The following is a 19200-nucleotide window of genomic DNA, read 5'->3' as shown; positions in this document are numbered from 1 at the left end:
CTTGATATTTATTGATCCAGGAAGGACCGAAGTTTTCGGGATCGGCTGGGGTGCTTCAGCTTCCGCAGCGCCTTTGCTTCGATCTGGCGGATACGTTCGCGGGTCACGCTGAACTGCTGACCCACCTCTTCCAGCGTGTGGTCGGTGTTCATACCGATGCCGAAACGCATCCGCAGCACGCGTTCTTCACGCGGGGTGAGTGAGGCCAGGACCCGTGTGGTAGTTTCCTTAAGGTTTTCCTGAATGGCGCTGTCCAAAGGCAGTACGGCATTCTTATCCTCGATGAAATCACCCAGCTGGCTGTCTTCTTCGTCACCAATCGGAGTTTCCAGTGAAATAGGCTCTTTGGCGATCTTCATCACCTTGCGAACCTTCTCAAGCGGCATTTGCAGCTTTTCGGCCAGTTCCTCAGGTGTCGGTTCGCGGCCGATCTCGTGCAACATCTGGCGACCGGTCCGGACCAGCTTGTTGATCGTTTCGATCATATGAACCGGAATACGGATTGTGCGCGCCTGATCCGCGATTGAACGCGTGATAGCCTGACGAATCCACCACGTCGCATAAGTCGAGAATTTATAGCCGCGGCGGTATTCGAACTTGTCTACCGCCTTCATCAGGCCGATATTACCTTCCTGAATAAGATCAAGGAATTGCAGGCCGCGGTTCGTGTACTTCTTGGCGATCGAAATCACCAGACGCAGGTTGGCTTCGACCATTTCTTTCTTGGCCTGCCGCGCCTCTTTTTCGCCCTTCTGGACCTGCTGAACGATGCGGCGGAATTCGCTGATGTCCAGACCCACATATTGGCCGACCTGAGCCATGTCGTTGCGCAGCTCTTCGACCTTCGCGGTCGAGCGTTCGATGAACATCTGCCAGCCCCGGCCCGGCTTTTCCGCCATTTCGGCCAGCCAGTTGGGGTCCAGTTCACGGCCGCGGTATTCGTCGATGAACTCGCGACGGTTGATCCTTGCCTGATCGGCCAGCTTCACCATCGAACTGTCCAGCGACATGACGCGACGGTTGATACCGTAAAGTTGGTCGATCAGCGCTTCGATCCGGTTGTTGTGCAGGTGAAGACCATTCACCAGCTGCACAATCTCGGCCCGCAACTTCTGATAAGTCTCTTCGTCTTTTTCGCTGAACGTGCCATCCTCGTTCAAGGTGGCCGAAATGCGGCTGTCCTGCATTTCGGACAGCATCGCGAAATCGGTTGAGATCCGCTCCAGCGTGGTCAGAACCTGATCCTTCAATGCCGCTTCCATCGCAGCCAGCGACATGTTGGCCTGATCGTCTTCGTCATCGTCGTCGTCGCTGGTGATCGGGTTGCCATCGGCATCCAGTTCCGGCCCAGCCTCTTTCGCGGGTTTCGCAGCCTGCACGGCAGACGCGTCAACGACTGGCGCGTCGCCATCTTCGTCCAGCTGGTTGCCGAATGTGGTTTCCAGATCGATGACATCCCGCAGCAGAATATCCTCGGACAGCAATTCGTCATGCCAGATGGTGATCGCCTGAAAGGTCAGCGGGCTTTCGCACAGGCCGGCAATCATGGTATTGCGCCCTGCTTCGATCCGCTTGGCGATGGCAATCTCGCCCTCACGGCTCAGCAGTTCGACCGAACCCATCTCGCGCAGATACATGCGTACGGGATCGTCGGTGCGGTCCAGCTTTTCGGTGGCGGCCCCGGCCAACGCAACCTCGCGGTTGCTTTCGGTGGTCGTCAGTTCGGTCGAGCCCTTGTTCTCTTCTTCTTCAGCCTCTTCATCTTCGATGATGTTGATGCCCATCTCGGAGAGCATAGACATAACGTCTTCGATCTGTTCCGAGCTGACCTGATCGGGCGGTAAAACCTGATTGAGCTGATCGTAGGTGATGTAACCTTTCTCGCGGGCCTCGGCGATCATCTTCTTGACGTTGGCCTGGCTCATGTCCAGCGAGATTTCCTGGTCCTGCTCGTCGGATTTGCGATCTTCGGTCGTGTCTTTGGCGGCCATTCAATGCTCCTGCAGGGATGGGTGATTCGATTGAACCGAATCATTAGCGCGTAGAAGTGATTCGGCCACCCGTTTACCCGTTTTTCTTTTCCAGTGCCTTACGAAAACACCATTTTACCGGCGTTTCCGCTCGAATTTGATGCCGGACATAATCGCCTCGAACGCGTCTTTCTCGTCGCGGTTGATTCGCGCCCCGTTGTCGGCGATGTCGAATATGGCCCTGTCTTCATTCTGGCTTCGGCTTGTCCGGTTGCGTTCTTCTGCCGCTTGCGCCAGCCGATATGTCAGTGCCTCATCGGCCAGATCGGACATCTCCTCGGCGGCTTCGGCAATCTCAGCATCCAACCCCCGGAGCGCTTTGATTTTCGCGAGTTCTTCGGCCAGTGTCATCTCGGCCTTCTCAACGTCGCCTGGTTTGAACACACAGGGGATTACGGCGACATGGCGAAGGGTCAGCAGGTTTTCAAGGGCCTCTGGCCCTAAAGTTTCGGCAATATGGTCCTTCAGATTGTCCGGGTCATCGATCGCGTGGCGCAGGATTGCAGTTCGCAATGCGGCGTGATCGGGGTCGCGGCATTCCATCTCTTCCAGTTGGTGTTCGAACTGCACGACGACTCGGGGGTTAAGCGCGGCAATCGCCAGAATGGCCGCTTCGCGCAGTTGAATCTCGGCATTCTCGGACGAGGCCAGAAACGAGGACCGCGCGCCGGGCGTGGCAGGCTGTTTTGGCGGCACCCATTTGCCGCGCGGTTGCCATTGCCGGGATTGCTGCTGCCGTTGCGGGCGGAACAATTGCCAGCGCAGGTCCTTGATCTCTTGCCCATAATGCGCCCGTATTGATGGGTCGCGGATCAGCTTGATTTTCTCGCGCAGGGACTTGTCCAAAGCCGCCTTACGTTCAGGACTGTCGAACACCTTGCCGTCGGTCTCGCGCCGCCAAAGCAACTTGACCATCGGAATGGCACCATCCAGCACGGCCTTCACAGCGCCTGCCCCTTCGGCGCGCAGCAGGTCGTCGGGGTCTCTGCCTTCTGGCATCAGGGCAAACCGCAGCGACTTTCCAGCTTCGAGAAGCGGCAAAGCCAGATCAACCGCCCGCATCGCAGCGCGCAGACCTGCCGTGTCGCCGTCCAGCGCAATGATCGGCTCGTCCGAGATCCGCCACAGCAGTTGCAATTGATGTTCGGTGATGGCCGTTCCCAAAGGGGCAACCGACGCGCCAAAACCTGCTTCGGCCAGCGCGATCACGTCCATATAGCCTTCGGCCACGATCAGCGGCTGACCCTTACCTGCCGCCTGTCGTGCCGGGCCTTGATTGTAAAGGCTGCGCCCTTTGTCGAACAGCTCGGTCTCGGGTGAGTTCAGGTATTTCGCGTTGTCATTGGGGTCCATCGCCCGCCCGCCAAACGCGATGCAACGTCCGCGCGGGTCGCGGATCGGGTACATGATGCGGTTGCGGAAGGTGTCGTAGGGCTTTTTGCCTTTGTTTGAAGGCTTGGCCAGCCCGGCCCCAAGGATCAGATCCTCGGCCACGTTCTTGCCGCGAAGATGGTCCCACAGCGCCTGCCAATCGTCCGGAGCAAATCCAATCTCCCACCGATCCAGCGCTTGCGCGTTCAACCCGCGGCGCGCGAGGTAGTCTCGTGCGGCGGCTCCTGCCCCGGTTTTGAGTTGCAGGCGAAAGAACTGCACAGCCTGTTCCATCACATCAGCCAGCTGTGTGCGGTGGTCCTGTTTTTCCTGCGCCTTCGGGTCGCGCGCAGGCATCGGCATCCCGGCTTCGCGGGCCAGAATCTCGACAGCTTCGATGAACGAGACATTCTCGGTCTCTTTCACAAAACTGATCGCGTCCCCTTTGGCATGACAGCCAAAACAGTAATAAAACCCCTTCTGATCATCGACATGGAATGAGGCCGTCTTTTCGTGATGAAACGGGCAAGGCGCCCACATGTCCCCTTTGCCCTGATTGGACTTGCGTTGATCCCACATAACCTTGCGCCCGACAACCTGAGACAGGCTGAGCCGCGTGCGCAATTCGTCCAGAAATCCGGGGGGCAATGACATGAGTCAAACCTGACAGAAACAGGAACGCGCGCCAAGGGGATGGCGCGCGGTTGTCCACAGGGAAATTGCCGGGTTGTGGATTATTGTTGCAGGCACAGTTCAAGCCACGCCGCGCCCAGGTCTTTCTTGCGCACGTCCCGCATCTTTTGCTCATAAACCCAAGGCGTGATCAGCGGGATTGCAGCATTGTAGTTTTCGGGCCATGTCGGGCCGCTATCCGCCACGGCTTGCGCCACATCGCGTTCTTTTACGCGGTCCAGCCGCGCCTTTTGGATCGCTGCCACCACATCAGCTTGGTACTTGCAGCTTTGTTCCTTGGTTTCCTGAGCGGCCAAAGGGGTGGCCAACAGAGCCGCGACAAAAGCGATACGCAACATGGAATTCTCCGGAGATTCGTTTCTTTGAAGTAGATTGCCCGTCAACCTAACGGGCTGTCATGGACATTCAAGCCGCAGCGCGTACTGGCGGGATGAAATGATCACCCCGCCCACCTAATTCACAGCCCCTTGGCGCGGTAGCTTTTCGCAACGCGGTCAATCGCCACGATATAAGCCGCCGTACGCAGGTCCTCGACATCATCACGGCTGTGCCAAACCTCACGCATCGACTGATAAGCAATACGCATTGTGTCATCGAGACCCGAGCGCACCAACTCAAGCTCATCCGCGCCTTTGAGGTACTTGGCCTTGAAGTCCGGCGACATCGACCACGCATCCCCCAGGTACCGGTCCAGCCTTTCCAGCTCGCTGACGATCAGTTCGTGACGCGACTCTTCCTGACGACGCTGCATCCGGCCAAAGCGGATATGGCTAAGGTTCTTGACCCATTCGAAATAGGATACTGTCACACCGCCTGCGTTGGCATACATGTCGGGGATGATCACTGTGCCCTTCTTACGCAGGACTTCATCCGCGCCAGCGGTTACCGGACCATTGGCAGCTTCGATAATCAGCGGTGCCTTGATCCGATCGGCGTTCGACAGGTTGATGACACCTTCCAAAGCCGCCGGGATCAAAATGTCGCATTCAGCCTCCAGCACTGCCGCGCCTTCAGCGGAATGGGTCGCATCGGGATAGTCCTTTACGCCACCGTGTTTGACAATCCACTGACGCACGGCTTCGACGTCAATCCCGTCGGGATTAAATAGCGCACCGTCCCATTCGATGATTCCGGTGATGCGCGCGCCATCTTCCTCGCTGAGGAACTTTGCAGCGTGATAACCTACATTACCAAGCCCCTGCACGATAATGCGCTTACCATCCAGTTTACCTGACAAGCCTGCTTTCTGGATGTCTTCAGGGTGGCGGAAAAACTCGCGCAACGCGTATTGAACACCGCGCCCAGTCGCTTCGACCCGCCCCGCGATACCACCGGCATTCAGCGGCTTTCCTGTCACACAGGCGCGCGCATTGATGTCCGTTGTGTTCATCCGCGCGTATTGGTCAGCCATCCAAGCCATTTCACGCTCCCCAGTGCCCATATCGGGCGCAGGCACGTTTTGCGATGGGTTGATCAAGTCTCGCTTTGCAAGCTCATAGGCAAAGCGCCGCGTGATTTGTTCCAGTTCATGTTCTTCGTATTCTCGTGGATCAATGCAAAGCCCACCCTTGGAGCCACCAAACGGTGTTTCGACAAGTGCGCACTTATACGTCATCAGCGCAGCCAGAGCTTCGACTTCGTCCTGGTTAACCGCAGTGGCATATCGAATACCGCCCTTGACCGGTTCCATATGCTCCGAGTGGACAGACCTGTAACCAGTGAAGGTATGGATTTCACCACGCAGCCGCACGCCAAATCGAACTGTGTAGGTTGCGTTGCAGACACGGATCTTTTGCTCCAACCCCGGCGGCAGCTCCATAAGGGCGGCTGCCCTGTTGAACATCAGGTCAACACTTTCACGAAAGCTGGGTTCTTTGATGCCGGTCATAAAATCCTCCGTAGCGGTACATGACGATACGTCACGACGTTTTGTCGCACCACTGGCGGCATGCTGCAATCAAACAATGCACTTTTTTTAATCATTTTATGAACGCATGCTTAGTTGCCCTAGGGTGAGTCGCTCAGATCGGCCAACTCCTTAACGAATTGTTTTCATTTCATCGACAGATCACCTGAAACGGTCCGAATTATACCCCTTCGGCGCGTAAAAAGGCCAAAACCAAGCCTTTTTCGCCCAATTCACGCCACGTTTGAAAATTAACTTTGTCCCAAATCTCTTTTTCTTTGACGCACGAATTCGACGTGTGAAGCGGAGTAACCAGAATGCTTAATTCCTTGCTTTGTAACGACGGCTCGAAACCGAAGCGCAAAACGTTCAAGTTAGAGCAGTTCGCTCGGAACGAAGATGGCGTCTTCACTATCTTCGTATTGTTCATGGTGGTCCTGATGCTGGCAATTACCGGCATGGCCATGGATGTCATGAAGTATGAGCGTGACCGCGCCAGCCTGCAATCCACCCTGGACCGCGCTGTGCTTGCTGCCGCTGACCTTGACCAGGATCTTCCTGCCAAGGCGGTTGTCGATTCTTACATGGACAAGGCCGGGCTGGGCAATCTGAACGCCATTACGACGGTTGTTGAAGGGTTCGGCTCTAAAAAAGTAAGTGCTACAGCCGAAGCGGTTGTTCCGACCCGCTATCTGAGGTTCGGCAAAGTCACTGAACTGGGCCTTGTTGCCAGCAGTGCGGCTGAAGAATCCATTGGCGCTGTAGAAATCTCGTTGGTTCTCGACATTTCCGGCTCTATGTCGCGCTCGTCTGCCACACCATCGAAGACAAAAATCGCAGTGTTGAGAGAAGCTGCGTCGGAATTTGTAAGGCTCATGCTGGACAAACCTGATGAAACACAGATTTCAATCTCGATTGTTCCTTATGCAACGCAGGTCAACGCGGGTGCGCCAATCCTGGACAAGTTCACAAATGTCACGCAGGAACACAGCTATTCGCACTGCGTAAACTTCATTCCGGAACAGTACAGCGATTCTGATCTGGAACGCGATGACACGTTGGAGCGCACCGCCCATTTCGATCCTTTCACCTATTCTGAAGGGTCAATCGACCTGCCCGTTTGTCCGGTCCGCGCAGGAAGTGCAATCACCCCTGTCACCGACAATATGAACAAACTGCTTGCTCAGATTGCGTCCCTCACCCCCGGTGGGAACACGTCGATCGATATTGGGATGAAGTGGGGAACTGCCCTGCTGGACCCGAGCATGCGCGGAATTGTTCGCGACCTGTCGCTGGAACAGGATCCATCCTATGCAGGTACAACAATTGTGCCATCAAAATTCTCGGTCCGTCCCTCGGACTATGGCACCGACGTTCTGAAGATCGCCATTGTTATGACCGATGGTCAGAACACCGATCAATACATGCTTAACCCATCGCTGCGCGAAGGTATGTCAGACGTTTGGTACAACCCGGAAGCTGATGAATACACCGTGTACCATTCTCAGGGTCGTCCGAATTTTTTCTGGCCTCAGCAAGACGTTTGGGCGGATCATCCCTACGGAAACCCGGAACCTGAGACGCAGCTGAACGAAGAACCTGGAACAGCCGTTCGGTTGTCATATCCCGAACTGTTTAACCGAGTATCTTTGGCATGGAACGCACGGTACAACTATTACTGGCAGTCCAGCGGTTGGGCGGAATGGTATTCCAAGGCCTACGCGAAAGTTGAAACGTCGGCCAAGAACCAGCGCACCAAGCACATTTGTGATGCGGCCAAGGATCAGGGCATCATCGTTTACGGTATCGCGTTCGAGGCGCCCAGAAGCGGGTACAGGACCCTCAAAGACTGTGCCAGCTCTGACAGCCACGTCTATGACGTAAGTGGCCTGAACCTTGAGAAAGCCTTTGAATCCATCGCATCGTCGATCCGCAAGCTGAGGCTAACCCAATGATCAGCAGAAAGCTGTCGATGCTCCGCCTGTTTCGACAATCCGAGGCAGGCAATGCGACAATCGAGTTCATCATGCTCGTACCCTTCTTCCTGGCGCTTCTCGTGGCAGGAGCCGAACTGTCCATCATCACAATGCGGCATGCTGCTTTGGAGCGTGGGGTAGACCTGATCGTAAGGGATATTCGGCTGGGCACCGGTACGAACTGGGATCACGACGTAATCAGAAATCGGATTTGCGAAGTGTCCGGAATCAAGGATTGTACAGGGAATTTGCGACTGCAAATGGTCAAGCAGGACGCGTTCGCTGGTATCGTGCTTTCAGACAGCATCCCCTGCACGGACAGTTCCGAAGATCCCAAACCGGTTCTGGATTTCAAAAGCGGCCAATCCAACGAGTTGATGATCTTGCGGGCCTGTTTGCGCATAGATCCGGTTCTTGAGACCTCAGCCATTGCCAAGCTTGTCCCGGACGCTACCGGTCACTACGCGGTGACCGCAACGACGGCATTCGTACAGGAGCCACTGTAAGATCATGTCTGTATTCCGAAACCTGAAGAAGCGCTTCAAAGTCTTCAAGAAAGACGAAAGTGGCATTCTGACCGTAGAAGCCCTCATGATTTTTCCGCTGATGTTATGGACGATCACGTTCACGTTCACAGCATTCGAGGGGTTTCGTCAAAGCGCATCCAATCTGAAGGCAGCTTATACGATCAGCGACCTGATTTCGCGTGAAACGCAGGCCGTGACCGATGTGTATATCGACTCGTTGCACGATTTGGCGGGCAAGATGATCAATAACCGGTCAGACGTGAAAATGCGGGTTTCTCTTATCGTTTACGATGAGGACGATAAACGCCATTATGTGCGCTGGTCGACCGTACGCGGCTTTGATCAGGAATGGGATGACAACAGGATCGATGAAATCGAAGACCGCCTGCCGCCAATGCCCAATCAGGACACCGTTATTCTGGTTGAAACGTCCAATGAATACATCCCCACGTTCCGACCGGGCTGGGATTTTGCGACAGGTATCACCTTTGAGAACTTCATCTTTACCCGTCCCCGCTTTACAAACGAAGTTGCTTGTAACTTAACCCAGACCCCGTTCGTCTGCACAAATAGCGGATAGAATTTCGGACATGAACTTGGCTTCGGCGGCAGATGTCATGCCGCCCACGCCAACCCGGTGACCAACCCGCCACCACAATCCCGGAGCCCAGCGGTTCGCTGCTTTGTTTCGCGTATGGATCAGAAAGCCGTTTGACGGTTTGAACGCGAACACACCCCGATCTACCGTTTCAATATCGGCCACTTCTGCGATGATCTGACCCGACCCCGTTCGCAACTCGGTCCGCGTCAGTTCGATCCAGTCTTCTGTGGCGCGCCAGACACGAAGCGCCAGCCAAAGCGATGCACCGCCAACGACAAACAGAAACACCTGCCAAACCGGTTCGGGTGGCGATGCCAGCGCGACATAGGTAACCAGCATTCCAACCGTTGTCAGCATCCCTACCCCGGTCCATCGTCTGGGGGATGAGGCCTGAATCGTTGCCAACACGTCGTCCTGCATGGAAGTCTCCTGTCTGATCCGCTTCGATCTAGCCATTTTGCGCCGGAAACAACAGAGGCTTGGCCGCAAAACAATTTCGCACAGGTCCGGTTATTTCATGCAAATTGACTGCCGTGGCGCAGAGATTACATGCTGCCCGGATGAAACGGAGGTGAACATGTCCCTTAGACCGACGTTGGAAGCACGCAAAGCCATCCCCACAATGGAAGGGGCTGGTGTCAAACTTCACCGTGCATTCGGGTTTCAGGATCCGTCCGAACTGGATCCTTTTCTGCTGTTCGATGATTTCAGAAATGAACGCCTGCAGGATTACCAGGCCGGGTTTCCCTGGCACCCGCACCGGGGAATTGAAACGATCACTTACGTTCTGACCGGCACGGTCGAGCATTCGGATTCGCTGGGTAACACCGGCACGCTTGGCGCCGGCGATGTGCAATGGATGACCGCAGGATCCGGTATCCTGCATCAGGAAATGCCAAGCGGCAACATCTCGGGCCAGATGCACGGCTTCCAGTTGTGGGGCAACCTGCCCTCGGATCAGAAGATGACCGCCCCGCGCTATCAGGACGTTCAAAGCAAGGACATCCCCGAAATCACCGATGACGATGGCACCACAGTGCGGGTGATCGTAGGTGAGTTCTGGGGTAAGACCGGACCCGTAGACGGGATAGCTGCTGACCCGCAGTATCTGGATATCTATGTCCCGGCAGGTGTGAAGAAAACCCTCCGGATCGATACGTACCGCCGTGCCTTCGCCTATGTGTTTCAGGGTCAGGCCGCCTTTGCCGATGCCTCGCAGCCGACAGGTGTGCTGCTGGAAAAGGAAATCGCCGGGCAAGAGGTCAATATCCGCGACATGTCAGGGGATCGCACGCTTGTCCGTTTTGGCACGGGCGATGAAATCACCGTTCAGGCTGGCCCCCAAGGCGTGCGGTTTTTGCTGATCTCTGGGGCTCCGATCAATGAACCCGTCGCCTGGCATGGCCCCATCGTGATGAACACGCGGGCAGAACTGGAACAGGCATTTCGCGAGCTGCGCAATGGCACGTTCATTCGCCCCGCGCACTAACAGCGTGACGGTTTGACCTTGTCAGGCCGTCACGGCCTTGTGCACCATGTTCCAATAGATCTCTTCGACTTCGTCCAGTGACAGGCGACCACCCGAACGGTACCAGGTCATCACGCCGTTCAGCATGGCAATCACGGCCAGCGTTGCAATCTTCGTGTCCGAAATTGCGAATTGTCCGGCCTGCTGCCCTGAGTCAAGGATGCTTTCCAGCACGTTTTCGTATTGGCGCCGCAAGTCTTCGATTTCAGCAAAGTTTTCGGGCGAAAGATTGCGCAACTCCATATAGGCGATGAAAACTTCGTCGGGGCGTTGCAAATGGAAGCGGATGTGAAAGCCGATAAACTGGCGCAAGGCGTCTTCAGCATCGTCGCAACGGCCCATTGCATCAAGCGCCTCAAGCAGGTCCTGCATGTGTTCGCGCATCAACCGGTGCAAAAGGCTCTGTTTGTCGGGCGTATAGTTATAAAGCGCGCCTGCCTGTACGCCGACCTCTTTTGCGATCTGCCGCATCGAGACAGCGGCATACCCATAGCGGGCAAACAGGTGCAGCGCGGCCTTGCGGATTCGCGGGCCGGTTATGTCGGAATGTGAGCCTTGAGTGCGTGCCATGGGTCTACAGTATATGAACAGATGTTCATATAGAACCCCGCTTGAACGATGTCGTCAAAACGTGCATCACGATGGGGCAACAAAGACCGAAAAGCCTGCGACATGAAACTGCTGCCTGTTTTGCCCCTTATTCTATTTTGCGCCGCCTGTGCGGACATTCCCGAGTTGGAAGGCAGCGAACCGGCTGCAGTCAGATCCGCCCCCTACCCGCGCCTTATTCCGTTGCAGGAAACCTTAGGGCCACCGGTGGACCCGATCCATCAGGCAGCAGCAGTCGAAGACGATCTGACCCAACGCAGCAATGCCTTGGCCCAAAAGGCGCAGGCGCTACAAAACGCGCAAACCAACTGACGCGTCATAAATCACCCCCACTATCCCCCGGTGACGGATTGCACCCTTGGCCTGAACCCGCTAAGGCAGCGCTGATTGGACAAGCATCCGACACCAGAAGAATTCGAGCGGAAGAGGACCCACGACATGACACAGGCACTGCGGCTGGGAATTGCGGGCTTGGGAACGGTCGGCGTGGGTGTCGTCAAGATCGTCCGCCGCCATGCAGAATTGTTGCAGGCCCGCACAGGCCGTTCGATTGAAATCGTGGCTGTATCCGCGCGCGACCCGAACAAGGACCGTGGCGTGAATCTGTCGGATTATGCCTGGGAAACCGATCCGGTTGCACTGGCAAAACGCGACGACATAGACGTTTACGTCGAATTGATGGGTGGCGAGAACGGTCCTGCCAAAGCCTCGGTCGAAGCAGCGTTGGCCAGTGGCAAGGATGTGGTCACCGCCAACAAGGCGTTGCTGGCCATCCACGGGCAGGAACTGGCTGAAAAGGCCGAGGCCGCCGGTCGTGTGATCCGGTTTGAGGCCGCTGTCGCTGGTGGTATCCCGGTAATCAAATCCCTGACCGAAGGTCTGGCGGGGAACGAGATCACCCGCGTGATGGGTGTCATGAACGGAACGTGCAACTACATCCTGACCCGGATGCAATCGCAGCGTCAGGGCTACAATGCCCTTTTCGATGAATGCGCCGAATTGGGATACCTTGAGGCCGACCCCAATCTGGATGTCGGAGGTATCGACGCTGCGCACAAGCTGGCTCTGCTATCCTCGATTGCGTTTGGGACCAAGCCGAATTTCGACGGGATCGAGATTGAGGGTATTCAGCAGATCAGCCTGGACGACATTGATCAGGCCGAAGACATGGGCTTTCGCATTAAATTGCTTGGCGTGGCGCAGCGCACCGCGCGCGGGCTGGAGCAACGCATGCAGCCTTGCCTGGTACCCAGCGACTCGCCACTGGGCCAGCTGGAAGGCGGCACCAATATGGTCGTGATCGAAGGCGACGCGGTTGAGCAGGTTGTTCTGCGCGGCCCCGGCGCAGGCGAAGGTCCGACAGCCAGCGCTGTGATGGGCGATGTCTGCGATCTGGCGCGTGGATTGCAGATCCCGACCTTTGGCCGCCCAGCCACCACGCTTGAAACCGCAGTTCCCGCCGTCACCGGTCGACCTGCGCCGTATTATCTGCGGCTGGGCCTGCTGGATAAACCTGGTGCATTGGCCAAGGTTGCGGCCATTCTGGGCAATGCCGGGGTGTCAATCGACCGGATGCGCCAATATGCACATGCCGAAAGCACAGCGCCTGTGCTGATCGTCACCCATAAGACCACCCGAACGGCGCTGGACGTCGCATTGGAGGGTTTCCGCGAAACCGATGTGGTTGCAGGCGACCCAGTTGCATTGCGGATTGAAGCGGTTTGACCTTGCGGCCTGCATGAAACGCAAGCTATGCCGGAAGACACGGCTATACTGACCAGAGGATACAGAAACATGAGTGCTGCCAAGACCGATTTCAATGACCGCCTGCTGTCTCTGGGGCTGGCCAGGGTGGCGGAACAGGCTGCACTGGCCTCGGCTTCGCTGGTAGGCCGGGGCGATGAGAAAGCCGCGGATCAGGCCGCTGTGAACGCAATGCGCGAACAGCTGAACCTGCTGGATATCGCAGGTGTCGTTGTCATCGGTGAAGGCGAGCGCGATGAGGCGCCGATGCTGTATATCGGCGAAGAGGTTGGCACCGGCAATGGCCCCGGTGTGGATATTGCACTGGATCCGCTGGAAGGCACCACGCTGACTGCCAAGGACATGCCGAACGCACTGACCGTCATCGCCATGGGCCCGCGCGGCTCGATGCTGCACGCGCCGGATGTGTATATGGACAAACTGGCGGTTGGCCCGGGGCTGCCTGAAGGTGTCGTCAACCTGGACATGTCGCCACGCGAGCGTGTCGAAGCGCTGGCCAAGGCCAAGGGATGTAAAGCCGCTGACATCACCGTCTGCATTCTGGAACGCCCGCGCCACGAAGCGATGATTGCCGAAGTGCGCGAAACCGGTGCCGCGATCCGTCTGATCACTGATGGTGACGTGGCGGGTGTCATGCATTGCGCTGAAAGCGAAGTAACCGGCATCGACATGTATATGGGTCAGGGTGGCGCGCCCGAGGGTGTGCTGGCCGCCGCTGCGCTGAAATGTATGGGTGGGCAGATCTTTGGTCGCTTGTTGTTCCGTAACGATGACGAACGTGGCCGGGCCGCAAAGGCAGGCATCACCGATCTGGACCGTGTTTATGCACGCGATGAGATGGTGACGGCGGATGTGATCTTTGCCGCCACCGGTGTGACCGGTGGCTCTTTGTTGCCCCGGATCAAGCGCGAGCCCGGCTGGGTGGAAACCACGACGCTGCTGATGCGGTCCAAGACCGGGTCGGTGCGCCGCATGTCCTACCGCACGCCGACATGGCCGCATGACAACACGTAACGGCTTGCGCCGTTGCCTTCGGCGAGAGTATTTCTGAAAAGGTGAAGAGGCCGGGTCCGCAAGGGTCCGGCCTTGGCGCATGAGAGGCGAGCAATGAGTTTTCTTGGAGTCGAGCAATCACTGACGGGACGGCTTTGGGTTGGACCCAGCCCGGAGATTGAGCGGGCGGCCGAGATGATGGCGCAACAAACCGACCTGCCCCGTGCCGTTTGCCAGGTTCTGGCCCGGCGCGGCGTGCCGGTATCGGAGGCGCCCGGCTTTCTTGACCCAAAGCTGAAGGAATTGCTGCCTGATCCGCGGGCCATCAAGGATATGGAAGTTGCCGCCACGCGCTTTCTGGAAGCCGTCCGCAATCGTCAAAAAATTGCGGTGTTTGCGGATTACGATGTCGATGGCGGCAGCTCTGCCGCGTTGCTGCTGGTCTGGCTGCGGCAGATGGGCGTGCAGGCGACGCTTTATGTGCCGGACCGGATCGACGAAGGGTATGGCCCCAACGTTCCCGCGATGCAGGAGCTTGCGGCTACGCATGATCTGATCATCTGCGTTGATTGCGGCACGCTCAGCCATGATCCGATTGCGGCGGCTACGGGGGCGGATGTGATCGTTCTGGACCACCATCTGGGGGGCGAGACGCTGCCCGATTGCGTCGCGGTGGTGAACCCAAACCGACAGGATGAAAGCGGCGATCTTGGTTATCTTTGCGCGGCGGGCGTTGTGTTCCTGATGCTGGTCGAGGCCGGTCGGCAGCTGCGTGACGCGGGCGCAAGGGGACCGGACCTGATGGCCCTTCTGGATCTGGTGGCCCTGGCGACCGTTGCCGATGTGGCACCACTGATCGAGGCCAACCGCGCCCTGGTGCGACAGGGGCTGAAAGTGATGGCACAGCGGCAGCGCCCCGGCCTTGTCGCGCTGTCCGATATCTCGCGCATGGATACCGCGCCGAACTGTTATCACCTCGGGTTTCTGCTTGGGCCCCGCGTGAATGCCGGTGGACGGATCGGTCAGGCCGATCTGGGCGCGCGCTTGCTGAGCACCGATTCCCAGCAAGAGGCGCAGGCGTTGTCCGAACGTCTGGATGCCTTGAACACTGAGCGCCGTGACATTGAAAACACGGTACGTGCCGCCGCGCTGGAGCAAGCCGAGGCGCGTGGCTTGGACGCCCCTTTGGTCTGGGCAGCAGGCGAAGGCTGGCACCCCGGTGTCGTTGGTATCGTGGCCTCTCGGCTGAAGGAGACAGCCGATCGACCGGCGATTGTGATTGGCTTTGACGGGGATGAGGGCAAAGGTTCGGGCCGCTCGGTTTCCGGCGTCGATCTTGGGGCTTCGATCCAGCGTCTGGCGGCCGAAGGGTTGCTGGTCAAAGGAGGCGGTCACAAGATGGCCGCAGGTTTGACCGTCATGCGCAATCAGTTGGAACCCGCAATGGAACGCCTGAGCGAGTTGCTGGCCAGACAAGGGGCGGGCCAGGGTGGGCCTGCGGATCTGAAATTGGATGGCGCGTTGATGCCCGGCGCGGCAACCGTGGAACTGATCGAGCAGATCGAACAGGCCGGACCGTTTGGCGCCGGTGCCCCGGCCCCGCGCTATGCGTTGCCTGACCTGCAGGTTCGCTTTGCCAAGCGGGTCGGTGAATCGCATCTGAAACTGTCGCTGACCGATGGAATGGGCGGCGGGCTGGATGCGATTGCCTTTGGTGCTTTTGACGGGCCGATGGGCGAAAAACTGTCAAATCACGGCGGTGCGCGCTTTCATTTTGCGGGTCGGCTTGAGGTCAACACCTGGGGCGGGCGCCAATCTGTGCAGCTCAGGCTGGAGGACGCGGCAGAAGCCCGTTAACACGCGGCTTTGGTGTGCTAAAAAACTTTCCCGTCCCTGCGTTTTTACGCTTGCGGGGGTCACGGCGAAACCGTAAAAGGCCCTCCACAAGCCAGCGTGGCCCGTTCGTCTATCGGTTAGGACGCCAGGTTTTCAACCTGGAAAGAGGGGTTCGATTCCCCTACGGGCTGCCATTTGCGCTTGTGACCTTATACCAAGTGGCCCGTTCGTCTATCGGTTAGGACGCCAGGTTTTCAACCTGGAAAGAGGGGTTCGATTCCCCTACGGGCTGCCACTCTTCCTTAGCTTCTTCCATCCCAAAGCAGCAAGATCATCCGGGCCGCGTCTGGAATCAGCAACCTAGCTGTCATCAGCGATCTGAATTTCGATGCCCCAACGGTCAAGGAATCTGGCCACCCCACCCTTTGGCACAGCATCCGTGACCAGCGAATGCACCAGCCGAGGATCCGGCCCCACATAAGGTGCCCTTTCACCAAACTTGGAATGTGCTGCAGCCATGACAACCTGGTCCGCACACCTGACCACCACCGATGCAAGATCCGCTTCGACCGCGCTGTGGTAGAGAAACCCTTTGCTGTCGGAAATCGCGTCCGTGCTCAGGATCACGATGTCAAAGGCATAGCGTTGCAGCTGCTTGTGGGTGACGTGACCAAACGTCCCCCTTTCATCGATCTGCAACTCACCCCCCAAAAGGTGCACCCGGTTTCCGTTGACCCCGGCCAAGGTCTGAACGACACCGACGGAGTTGCTGACAACCGTGAGGTTGCTGACCTGGCGCAGCTCTTCAGCGACGAAAGCGGTTGTCGATCCCACATCCAGGAAAACGGTCATCTGATCGCGAACCAGTTTCGCGGTATGCCCGGCAATCAAACGCTTTTCATCCGCGTCTTGTGATATCCGGTGAAAGAAGTTGGGGGCACCCTGCACTCCGGCAAGGTAAGCTCCGCCATGAACGCGTTCGACCGTACCCGCCTTTGACAAGGCTTTGATCGTTCGGCGCACCGTCTCTTCGGATACGCCGAGCATATTCGCCAAATCCGAATTCCGGGCCGTTCCACCCAAACGTCTGAGGGCATCAAGCAATTCCAGCTCACGATGGGTGTTGAGGGTATTCTTCTTCACGAACCGGCTCCGGAGATTTTCTTTATATGGACACGGAATACCGTGAACGGCAAGGCAGTGCTACATCCGCATTGCCACAACTGGCCTTTTGTCGGAACGGATTGGTGCCATGTGAGCACTGAGTTTCAGCAGTAGTGATCCGGGAAGCTGGTTTGCCTGACTTCTCACGAGTGCCGGATCAGTGTCCATGCCTCTCGCAACGCGAATGCAATTCAACGCACCCTCTGTCATCTCTTGCTTGCAATGGGTCTCAGTGGAGTTCCCTATTTCCCTCGCGGAGAAATTTTGAAATTTCGATAACAGAATTAGGTAGTTACAACCGTTTACAGCGTTGGATACAAATTCATTTCACGCGGCTCCAGAATACCTGAACGTCAATTACTAAAAATTTAGTTTGACACATACGCAAAAAATCGCTGATGCTGTTCTGCATCCGGTTCCCGCCGGAGAACCATAATTTTTGGGAGGAGACAGATGCGGAGACATCTACTTTCCGCAGTGGCGGCGGCTGCCGTCATTGCGGGGCACGGGTCCGCTTGGGCCGACGAAGCCGCAGCACAACGTTGGATCGACGACGAATTCCAGCCATCGACCTTGTCGAAAGACGAACAGATGGCCGAGATGCAATGGTTTATCCAAGCTGCACAGCCCTACGCTGGCATGGAAATCAACGTCCTGTCCGAAGGTATTCCGACGCATTCCTACGAGTCGGAGGTTCTGACCAAGGCGTTTGAAGAAATCACCGGCATCAAGGTCAATCACCAGATCCTTGGCGAAGGCGAAGTGGTCCAGGCTGTTCAGACCCAGATGCAGACAGGTCGGAACCTGTATGACGGCTATGTCAACGACAGTGACCTGATTGGTACCCACTCGCGTCTGCAACTGGCCTATCCGCTGACCGACATGATGGGCGGCGACTGGGCGGCGACAACCTCGCCGACAATCGATCTGGATGACTTCATGGGCATTCAGTTCACCACCGGGCCGGACGGCAAGCTGTATCAGCTGCCCGACCAGCAGTTTGCGAACCTTTACTGGTTCCGCAAGGACTGGTTCGATGACGAGGCCAACAAGGCCGCGTTCAAAGAGAAATACGGCTATGATCTGGGCGTTCCGGTCAACTGGTCGGCCTATGAAGACATCGCCGAGTTCTTCACCAATGACGTGAAAGAAGTCGACGGCGTGGCGATCTACGGCCACATGGATTACGGCAAGCGCGCGCCCGACCTTGGCTGGCGCATGACCGACGCCTGGCTTTCGATGGCCGGTGCTGGTGACAAGGGCGAGCCGAACGGTATTCCGGTTGACGAATGGGGCATCCGCATGGAAGCGGGCACCTGTAACCCGGTCGGCGCCTCGGTGTCGCGCGGTGGTGCTGCAAACGGTCCGGCTGCGGTCTATGCGATCCGCAAATGGGACGAATGGCTGCGGGCCTACGCGCCTCCGGGTGCGGCGTCTTATGACTTCTATCAGTCGCTGCCGGCACTGAGCCAGGGCAACGTGGCCCAGCAGATTTTCTGGTACACCGCCTTTACCGCCGACATGGTGAAGCCGAAGTCCGAAGGCAACAACACCGTGGATGACGAAGGCACGCCGCTGTGGCGGATGGCGCCCAGCCCGCACGGCCCCTACTGGGAAGAAGGCCAGAAGGTTGGCTATCAGGACGTGGGTTCCTGGACGTTCCTGAAATCGACCCCCTCGGATCGTGCGCAGGCAGCTTGGCTTTATGCTCAGTTCGTGACATCCAAGACTGTTGATGTGAAGAAGTCCCATGTGGGTCTGACCTTCATCCGCGACAGCTCGGTCAACCACGAGTCGTTCACGGAACGCGCATCCAAGCTGGGTGGTCTGGTCGAATTCTATCGCTCGCCTGACCGCGTGGCATGGTCGCCAACCGGCATCAACGTACCGGACTATCCAAAGCTGGCACAGATCTGGTGGCAGCAGATCGGTGACGTGAACTCGGGCGCCTTCACACCGCAAGAGGCGATGGACCGTCTGGCCGAAGAGATGGACATCACCATGGCCCGTATGCAGGCCGCGGATGAAAGCGCCGGTGTCTACGGTGGCTGTGGCCCGCGTTTGAATGAACCGCAGGATGACGCATTCTGGCTGGAAAAAGCGGGTTCGCCCAAGGCCAAGCTGGAAAACGAAAAGCCGCAGGGCCAGACCGTCAACTATGACGAACTGGTTAAGCGCTGGCAGTCCCAGTAAATGCAACAT

At 57.3% G+C, this 19200-nt stretch carries 16 protein-coding genes and 2 tRNA genes; 11 read left to right on the top strand and 7 right to left on the bottom strand.

Annotation, left to right across the window (positions count from 1 at the left end):
- Nucleotides 1-8: 8 nt before the first annotated feature.
- From rpoD to ACR0CE_RS07635, 4 genes are all read right to left on the bottom strand, one after another.
- Nucleotides 9-1991, bottom strand: coding sequence for an RNA polymerase sigma factor RpoD (gene rpoD, locus ACR0CE_RS07650; RefSeq protein WP_209504318.1), 1983 nt, complete (start codon nucleotides 1989-1991; stop codon nucleotides 9-11).
- Between the two features lie 114 nt (nucleotides 1992-2105).
- Entirely contained in the window at nucleotides 2106-4055 is a 1950-nt protein-coding gene (gene dnaG, locus ACR0CE_RS07645) for a DNA primase (RefSeq protein ID WP_480505687.1), read from the bottom strand.
- 80 nt (nucleotides 4056-4135) lie between these two features.
- On the bottom strand, nucleotides 4136-4432 hold the full coding sequence (locus ACR0CE_RS07640; protein ID WP_480493488.1) for a hypothetical protein: 297 nt from the start codon (nucleotides 4430-4432) through the stop codon (nucleotides 4136-4138).
- A 119-nt stretch (nucleotides 4433-4551) separates the two neighbouring features.
- Nucleotides 4552-5982 carry a Glu/Leu/Phe/Val family dehydrogenase gene (locus ACR0CE_RS07635; protein WP_480481585.1) on the bottom strand — a complete coding sequence of 477 codons (1431 nt, stop codon included), beginning with the start codon at nucleotides 5980-5982 and terminating at the stop codon, nucleotides 4552-4554.
- A 335-nt stretch (nucleotides 5983-6317) separates the two neighbouring features.
- On the opposite strand from ACR0CE_RS07635, the gene ACR0CE_RS07630 reads away from it, so the two are divergent.
- The 3 genes from ACR0CE_RS07630 to ACR0CE_RS07620 are packed head-to-tail and all read left to right on the top strand — an operon-like array spanning nucleotide 6318 to nucleotide 9083.
- The gene (locus tag ACR0CE_RS07630) at nucleotides 6318-7955 is read left to right on the top strand and encodes a pilus assembly protein TadG-related protein (RefSeq protein ID WP_480481587.1); all 1638 of its coding nucleotides are present in this window, start codon (nucleotides 6318-6320) and stop codon (nucleotides 7953-7955) included.
- Nucleotides 7952-8482, top strand: a complete 531-nt coding sequence (locus ACR0CE_RS07625) for a TadE/TadG family type IV pilus assembly protein (RefSeq protein ID WP_480481589.1) — start codon at nucleotides 7952-7954, stop codon at nucleotides 8480-8482. The genes ACR0CE_RS07630 and ACR0CE_RS07625 overlap by 4 nt, the downstream gene beginning before the upstream one ends.
- 4 nt (nucleotides 8483-8486) lie before the next feature.
- Complete coding sequence (locus tag ACR0CE_RS07620; protein ID WP_480481591.1) at nucleotides 8487-9083, top strand: TadE/TadG family type IV pilus assembly protein; 597 nt, start codon at nucleotides 8487-8489, stop codon at nucleotides 9081-9083.
- Here the strand turns inward: ACR0CE_RS07620 and ACR0CE_RS07615 are convergent.
- Nucleotides 9045-9524: a hypothetical protein gene (locus ACR0CE_RS07615; RefSeq protein WP_480831716.1), complete on the bottom strand. Its 480-nt coding sequence runs from the start codon at nucleotides 9522-9524 to the stop codon at nucleotides 9045-9047. The two genes, ACR0CE_RS07620 and ACR0CE_RS07615, sit on opposite strands and share 39 nt — an antisense overlap.
- A 157-nt stretch (nucleotides 9525-9681) precedes the next feature.
- On the opposite strand from ACR0CE_RS07615, the gene ACR0CE_RS07610 reads away from it, so the two are divergent.
- Complete coding sequence (locus ACR0CE_RS07610) at nucleotides 9682-10593, top strand: pirin family protein (protein WP_480831714.1); 912 nt, start codon at nucleotides 9682-9684, stop codon at nucleotides 10591-10593.
- A 21-nt stretch (nucleotides 10594-10614) separates the two neighbouring features.
- On the opposite strand, the gene ACR0CE_RS07605 is transcribed toward ACR0CE_RS07610, so the two are convergent.
- Nucleotides 10615-11202 carry a TetR/AcrR family transcriptional regulator gene (locus ACR0CE_RS07605; protein ID WP_267366137.1) on the bottom strand — a complete coding sequence of 196 codons (588 nt, stop codon included), beginning with the start codon at nucleotides 11200-11202 and terminating at the stop codon, nucleotides 10615-10617.
- A 48-nt stretch (nucleotides 11203-11250) separates the two neighbouring features.
- Here ACR0CE_RS07605 and ACR0CE_RS07600 point away from each other — a divergent pair, with 48 nt between their 5' ends.
- From ACR0CE_RS07600 to ACR0CE_RS07575, 6 genes are all read left to right on the top strand, one after another.
- A complete protein-coding gene (locus ACR0CE_RS07600) occupies nucleotides 11251-11553 on the top strand; it encodes a hypothetical protein (protein WP_480528486.1) in 303 nt (100 codons plus the stop codon).
- A 126-nt stretch (nucleotides 11554-11679) separates the two neighbouring features.
- On the top strand, nucleotides 11680-12966 hold the full coding sequence (locus ACR0CE_RS07595) for a homoserine dehydrogenase (protein WP_267366139.1): 1287 nt from the start codon (nucleotides 11680-11682) through the stop codon (nucleotides 12964-12966).
- 69 nt (nucleotides 12967-13035) lie between these two features.
- A complete protein-coding gene (gene glpX / locus ACR0CE_RS07590) occupies nucleotides 13036-14019 on the top strand; it encodes a class II fructose-bisphosphatase (RefSeq protein ID WP_267366140.1) in 984 nt (327 codons plus the stop codon).
- 93 nt (nucleotides 14020-14112) lie between these two features.
- Nucleotides 14113-15855 carry a single-stranded-DNA-specific exonuclease RecJ gene (gene recJ, locus ACR0CE_RS07585; protein WP_480831711.1) on the top strand — a complete coding sequence of 581 codons (1743 nt, stop codon included), beginning with the start codon at nucleotides 14113-14115 and terminating at the stop codon, nucleotides 15853-15855.
- A 98-nt stretch (nucleotides 15856-15953) separates the two neighbouring features.
- Nucleotides 15954-16028: transfer RNA gene (locus tag ACR0CE_RS07580), tRNA-Glu, on the top strand.
- Nucleotides 16029-16054: 26 nt separating this feature from the next.
- A tRNA-Glu gene (locus tag ACR0CE_RS07575) sits at nucleotides 16055-16129 on the top strand.
- 65 nt (nucleotides 16130-16194) lie between these two features.
- On the opposite strand, the gene ACR0CE_RS07570 is transcribed toward ACR0CE_RS07575, so the two are convergent.
- A complete protein-coding gene (locus ACR0CE_RS07570) occupies nucleotides 16195-16977 on the bottom strand; it encodes a DeoR/GlpR family DNA-binding transcription regulator (RefSeq protein WP_480773548.1) in 783 nt (260 codons plus the stop codon).
- A gap of 474 nt (nucleotides 16978-17451) precedes the next feature.
- Here ACR0CE_RS07570 and ACR0CE_RS07565 point away from each other — a divergent pair, with 474 nt between their 5' ends.
- Nucleotides 17452-19191: an ABC transporter substrate-binding protein gene (locus tag ACR0CE_RS07565; RefSeq protein ID WP_480476378.1), complete on the top strand. Its 1740-nt coding sequence runs from the start codon at nucleotides 17452-17454 to the stop codon at nucleotides 19189-19191.
- The last annotated feature ends 9 nt before the right edge of the window (nucleotides 19192-19200 follow it).

This window comes from Ruegeria sp. L11 (assembly GCF_056531755.1).
Note: the sequence above shows the minus strand (reverse complement) of the source record. Positions and strands in the feature narration are given on the sequence as shown.

What these genes read in the sequence shown, in the direction of transcription:
- rpoD (WP_209504318.1), bottom strand. Translation starts at nt 1,991, where the DNA reads ATGGCCGCCAAAGACACGACCGAAGATCGCAAATCCGACGAGCAGGAC.
- dnaG (WP_480505687.1), bottom strand. Translation starts at nt 4,055, where the DNA reads ATGTCATTGCCCCCCGGATTTCTGGACGAATTGCGCACGCGGCTCAGC.
- ACR0CE_RS07640 (WP_480493488.1), bottom strand. Translation starts at nt 4,432, where the DNA reads ATGTTGCGTATCGCTTTTGTCGCGGCTCTGTTGGCCACCCCTTTGGCC.
- ACR0CE_RS07635 (WP_480481585.1), bottom strand. Translation starts at nt 5,982, where the DNA reads ATGACCGGCATCAAAGAACCCAGCTTTCGTGAAAGTGTTGACCTGATG.
- ACR0CE_RS07630 (WP_480481587.1), top strand. Translation starts at nt 6,318, where the DNA reads ATGCTTAATTCCTTGCTTTGTAACGACGGCTCGAAACCGAAGCGCAAA.
- ACR0CE_RS07625 (WP_480481589.1), top strand. Translation starts at nt 7,952, where the DNA reads ATGATCAGCAGAAAGCTGTCGATGCTCCGCCTGTTTCGACAATCCGAG.
- ACR0CE_RS07620 (WP_480481591.1), top strand. Translation starts at nt 8,487, where the DNA reads ATGTCTGTATTCCGAAACCTGAAGAAGCGCTTCAAAGTCTTCAAGAAA.
- ACR0CE_RS07615 (WP_480831716.1), bottom strand. Translation starts at nt 9,524, where the DNA reads ATGCAGGACGACGTGTTGGCAACGATTCAGGCCTCATCCCCCAGACGA.
- ACR0CE_RS07610 (WP_480831714.1), top strand. Translation starts at nt 9,682, where the DNA reads ATGTCCCTTAGACCGACGTTGGAAGCACGCAAAGCCATCCCCACAATG.
- ACR0CE_RS07605 (WP_267366137.1), bottom strand. Translation starts at nt 11,202, where the DNA reads ATGGCACGCACTCAAGGCTCACATTCCGACATAACCGGCCCGCGAATC.
- ACR0CE_RS07600 (WP_480528486.1), top strand. Translation starts at nt 11,251, where the DNA reads ATGTCGTCAAAACGTGCATCACGATGGGGCAACAAAGACCGAAAAGCC.
- ACR0CE_RS07595 (WP_267366139.1), top strand. Translation starts at nt 11,680, where the DNA reads ATGACACAGGCACTGCGGCTGGGAATTGCGGGCTTGGGAACGGTCGGC.
- glpX (WP_267366140.1), top strand. Translation starts at nt 13,036, where the DNA reads ATGAGTGCTGCCAAGACCGATTTCAATGACCGCCTGCTGTCTCTGGGG.
- recJ (WP_480831711.1), top strand. Translation starts at nt 14,113, where the DNA reads ATGAGTTTTCTTGGAGTCGAGCAATCACTGACGGGACGGCTTTGGGTT.
- ACR0CE_RS07565 (WP_480476378.1), top strand. Translation starts at nt 17,452, where the DNA reads ATGCGGAGACATCTACTTTCCGCAGTGGCGGCGGCTGCCGTCATTGCG.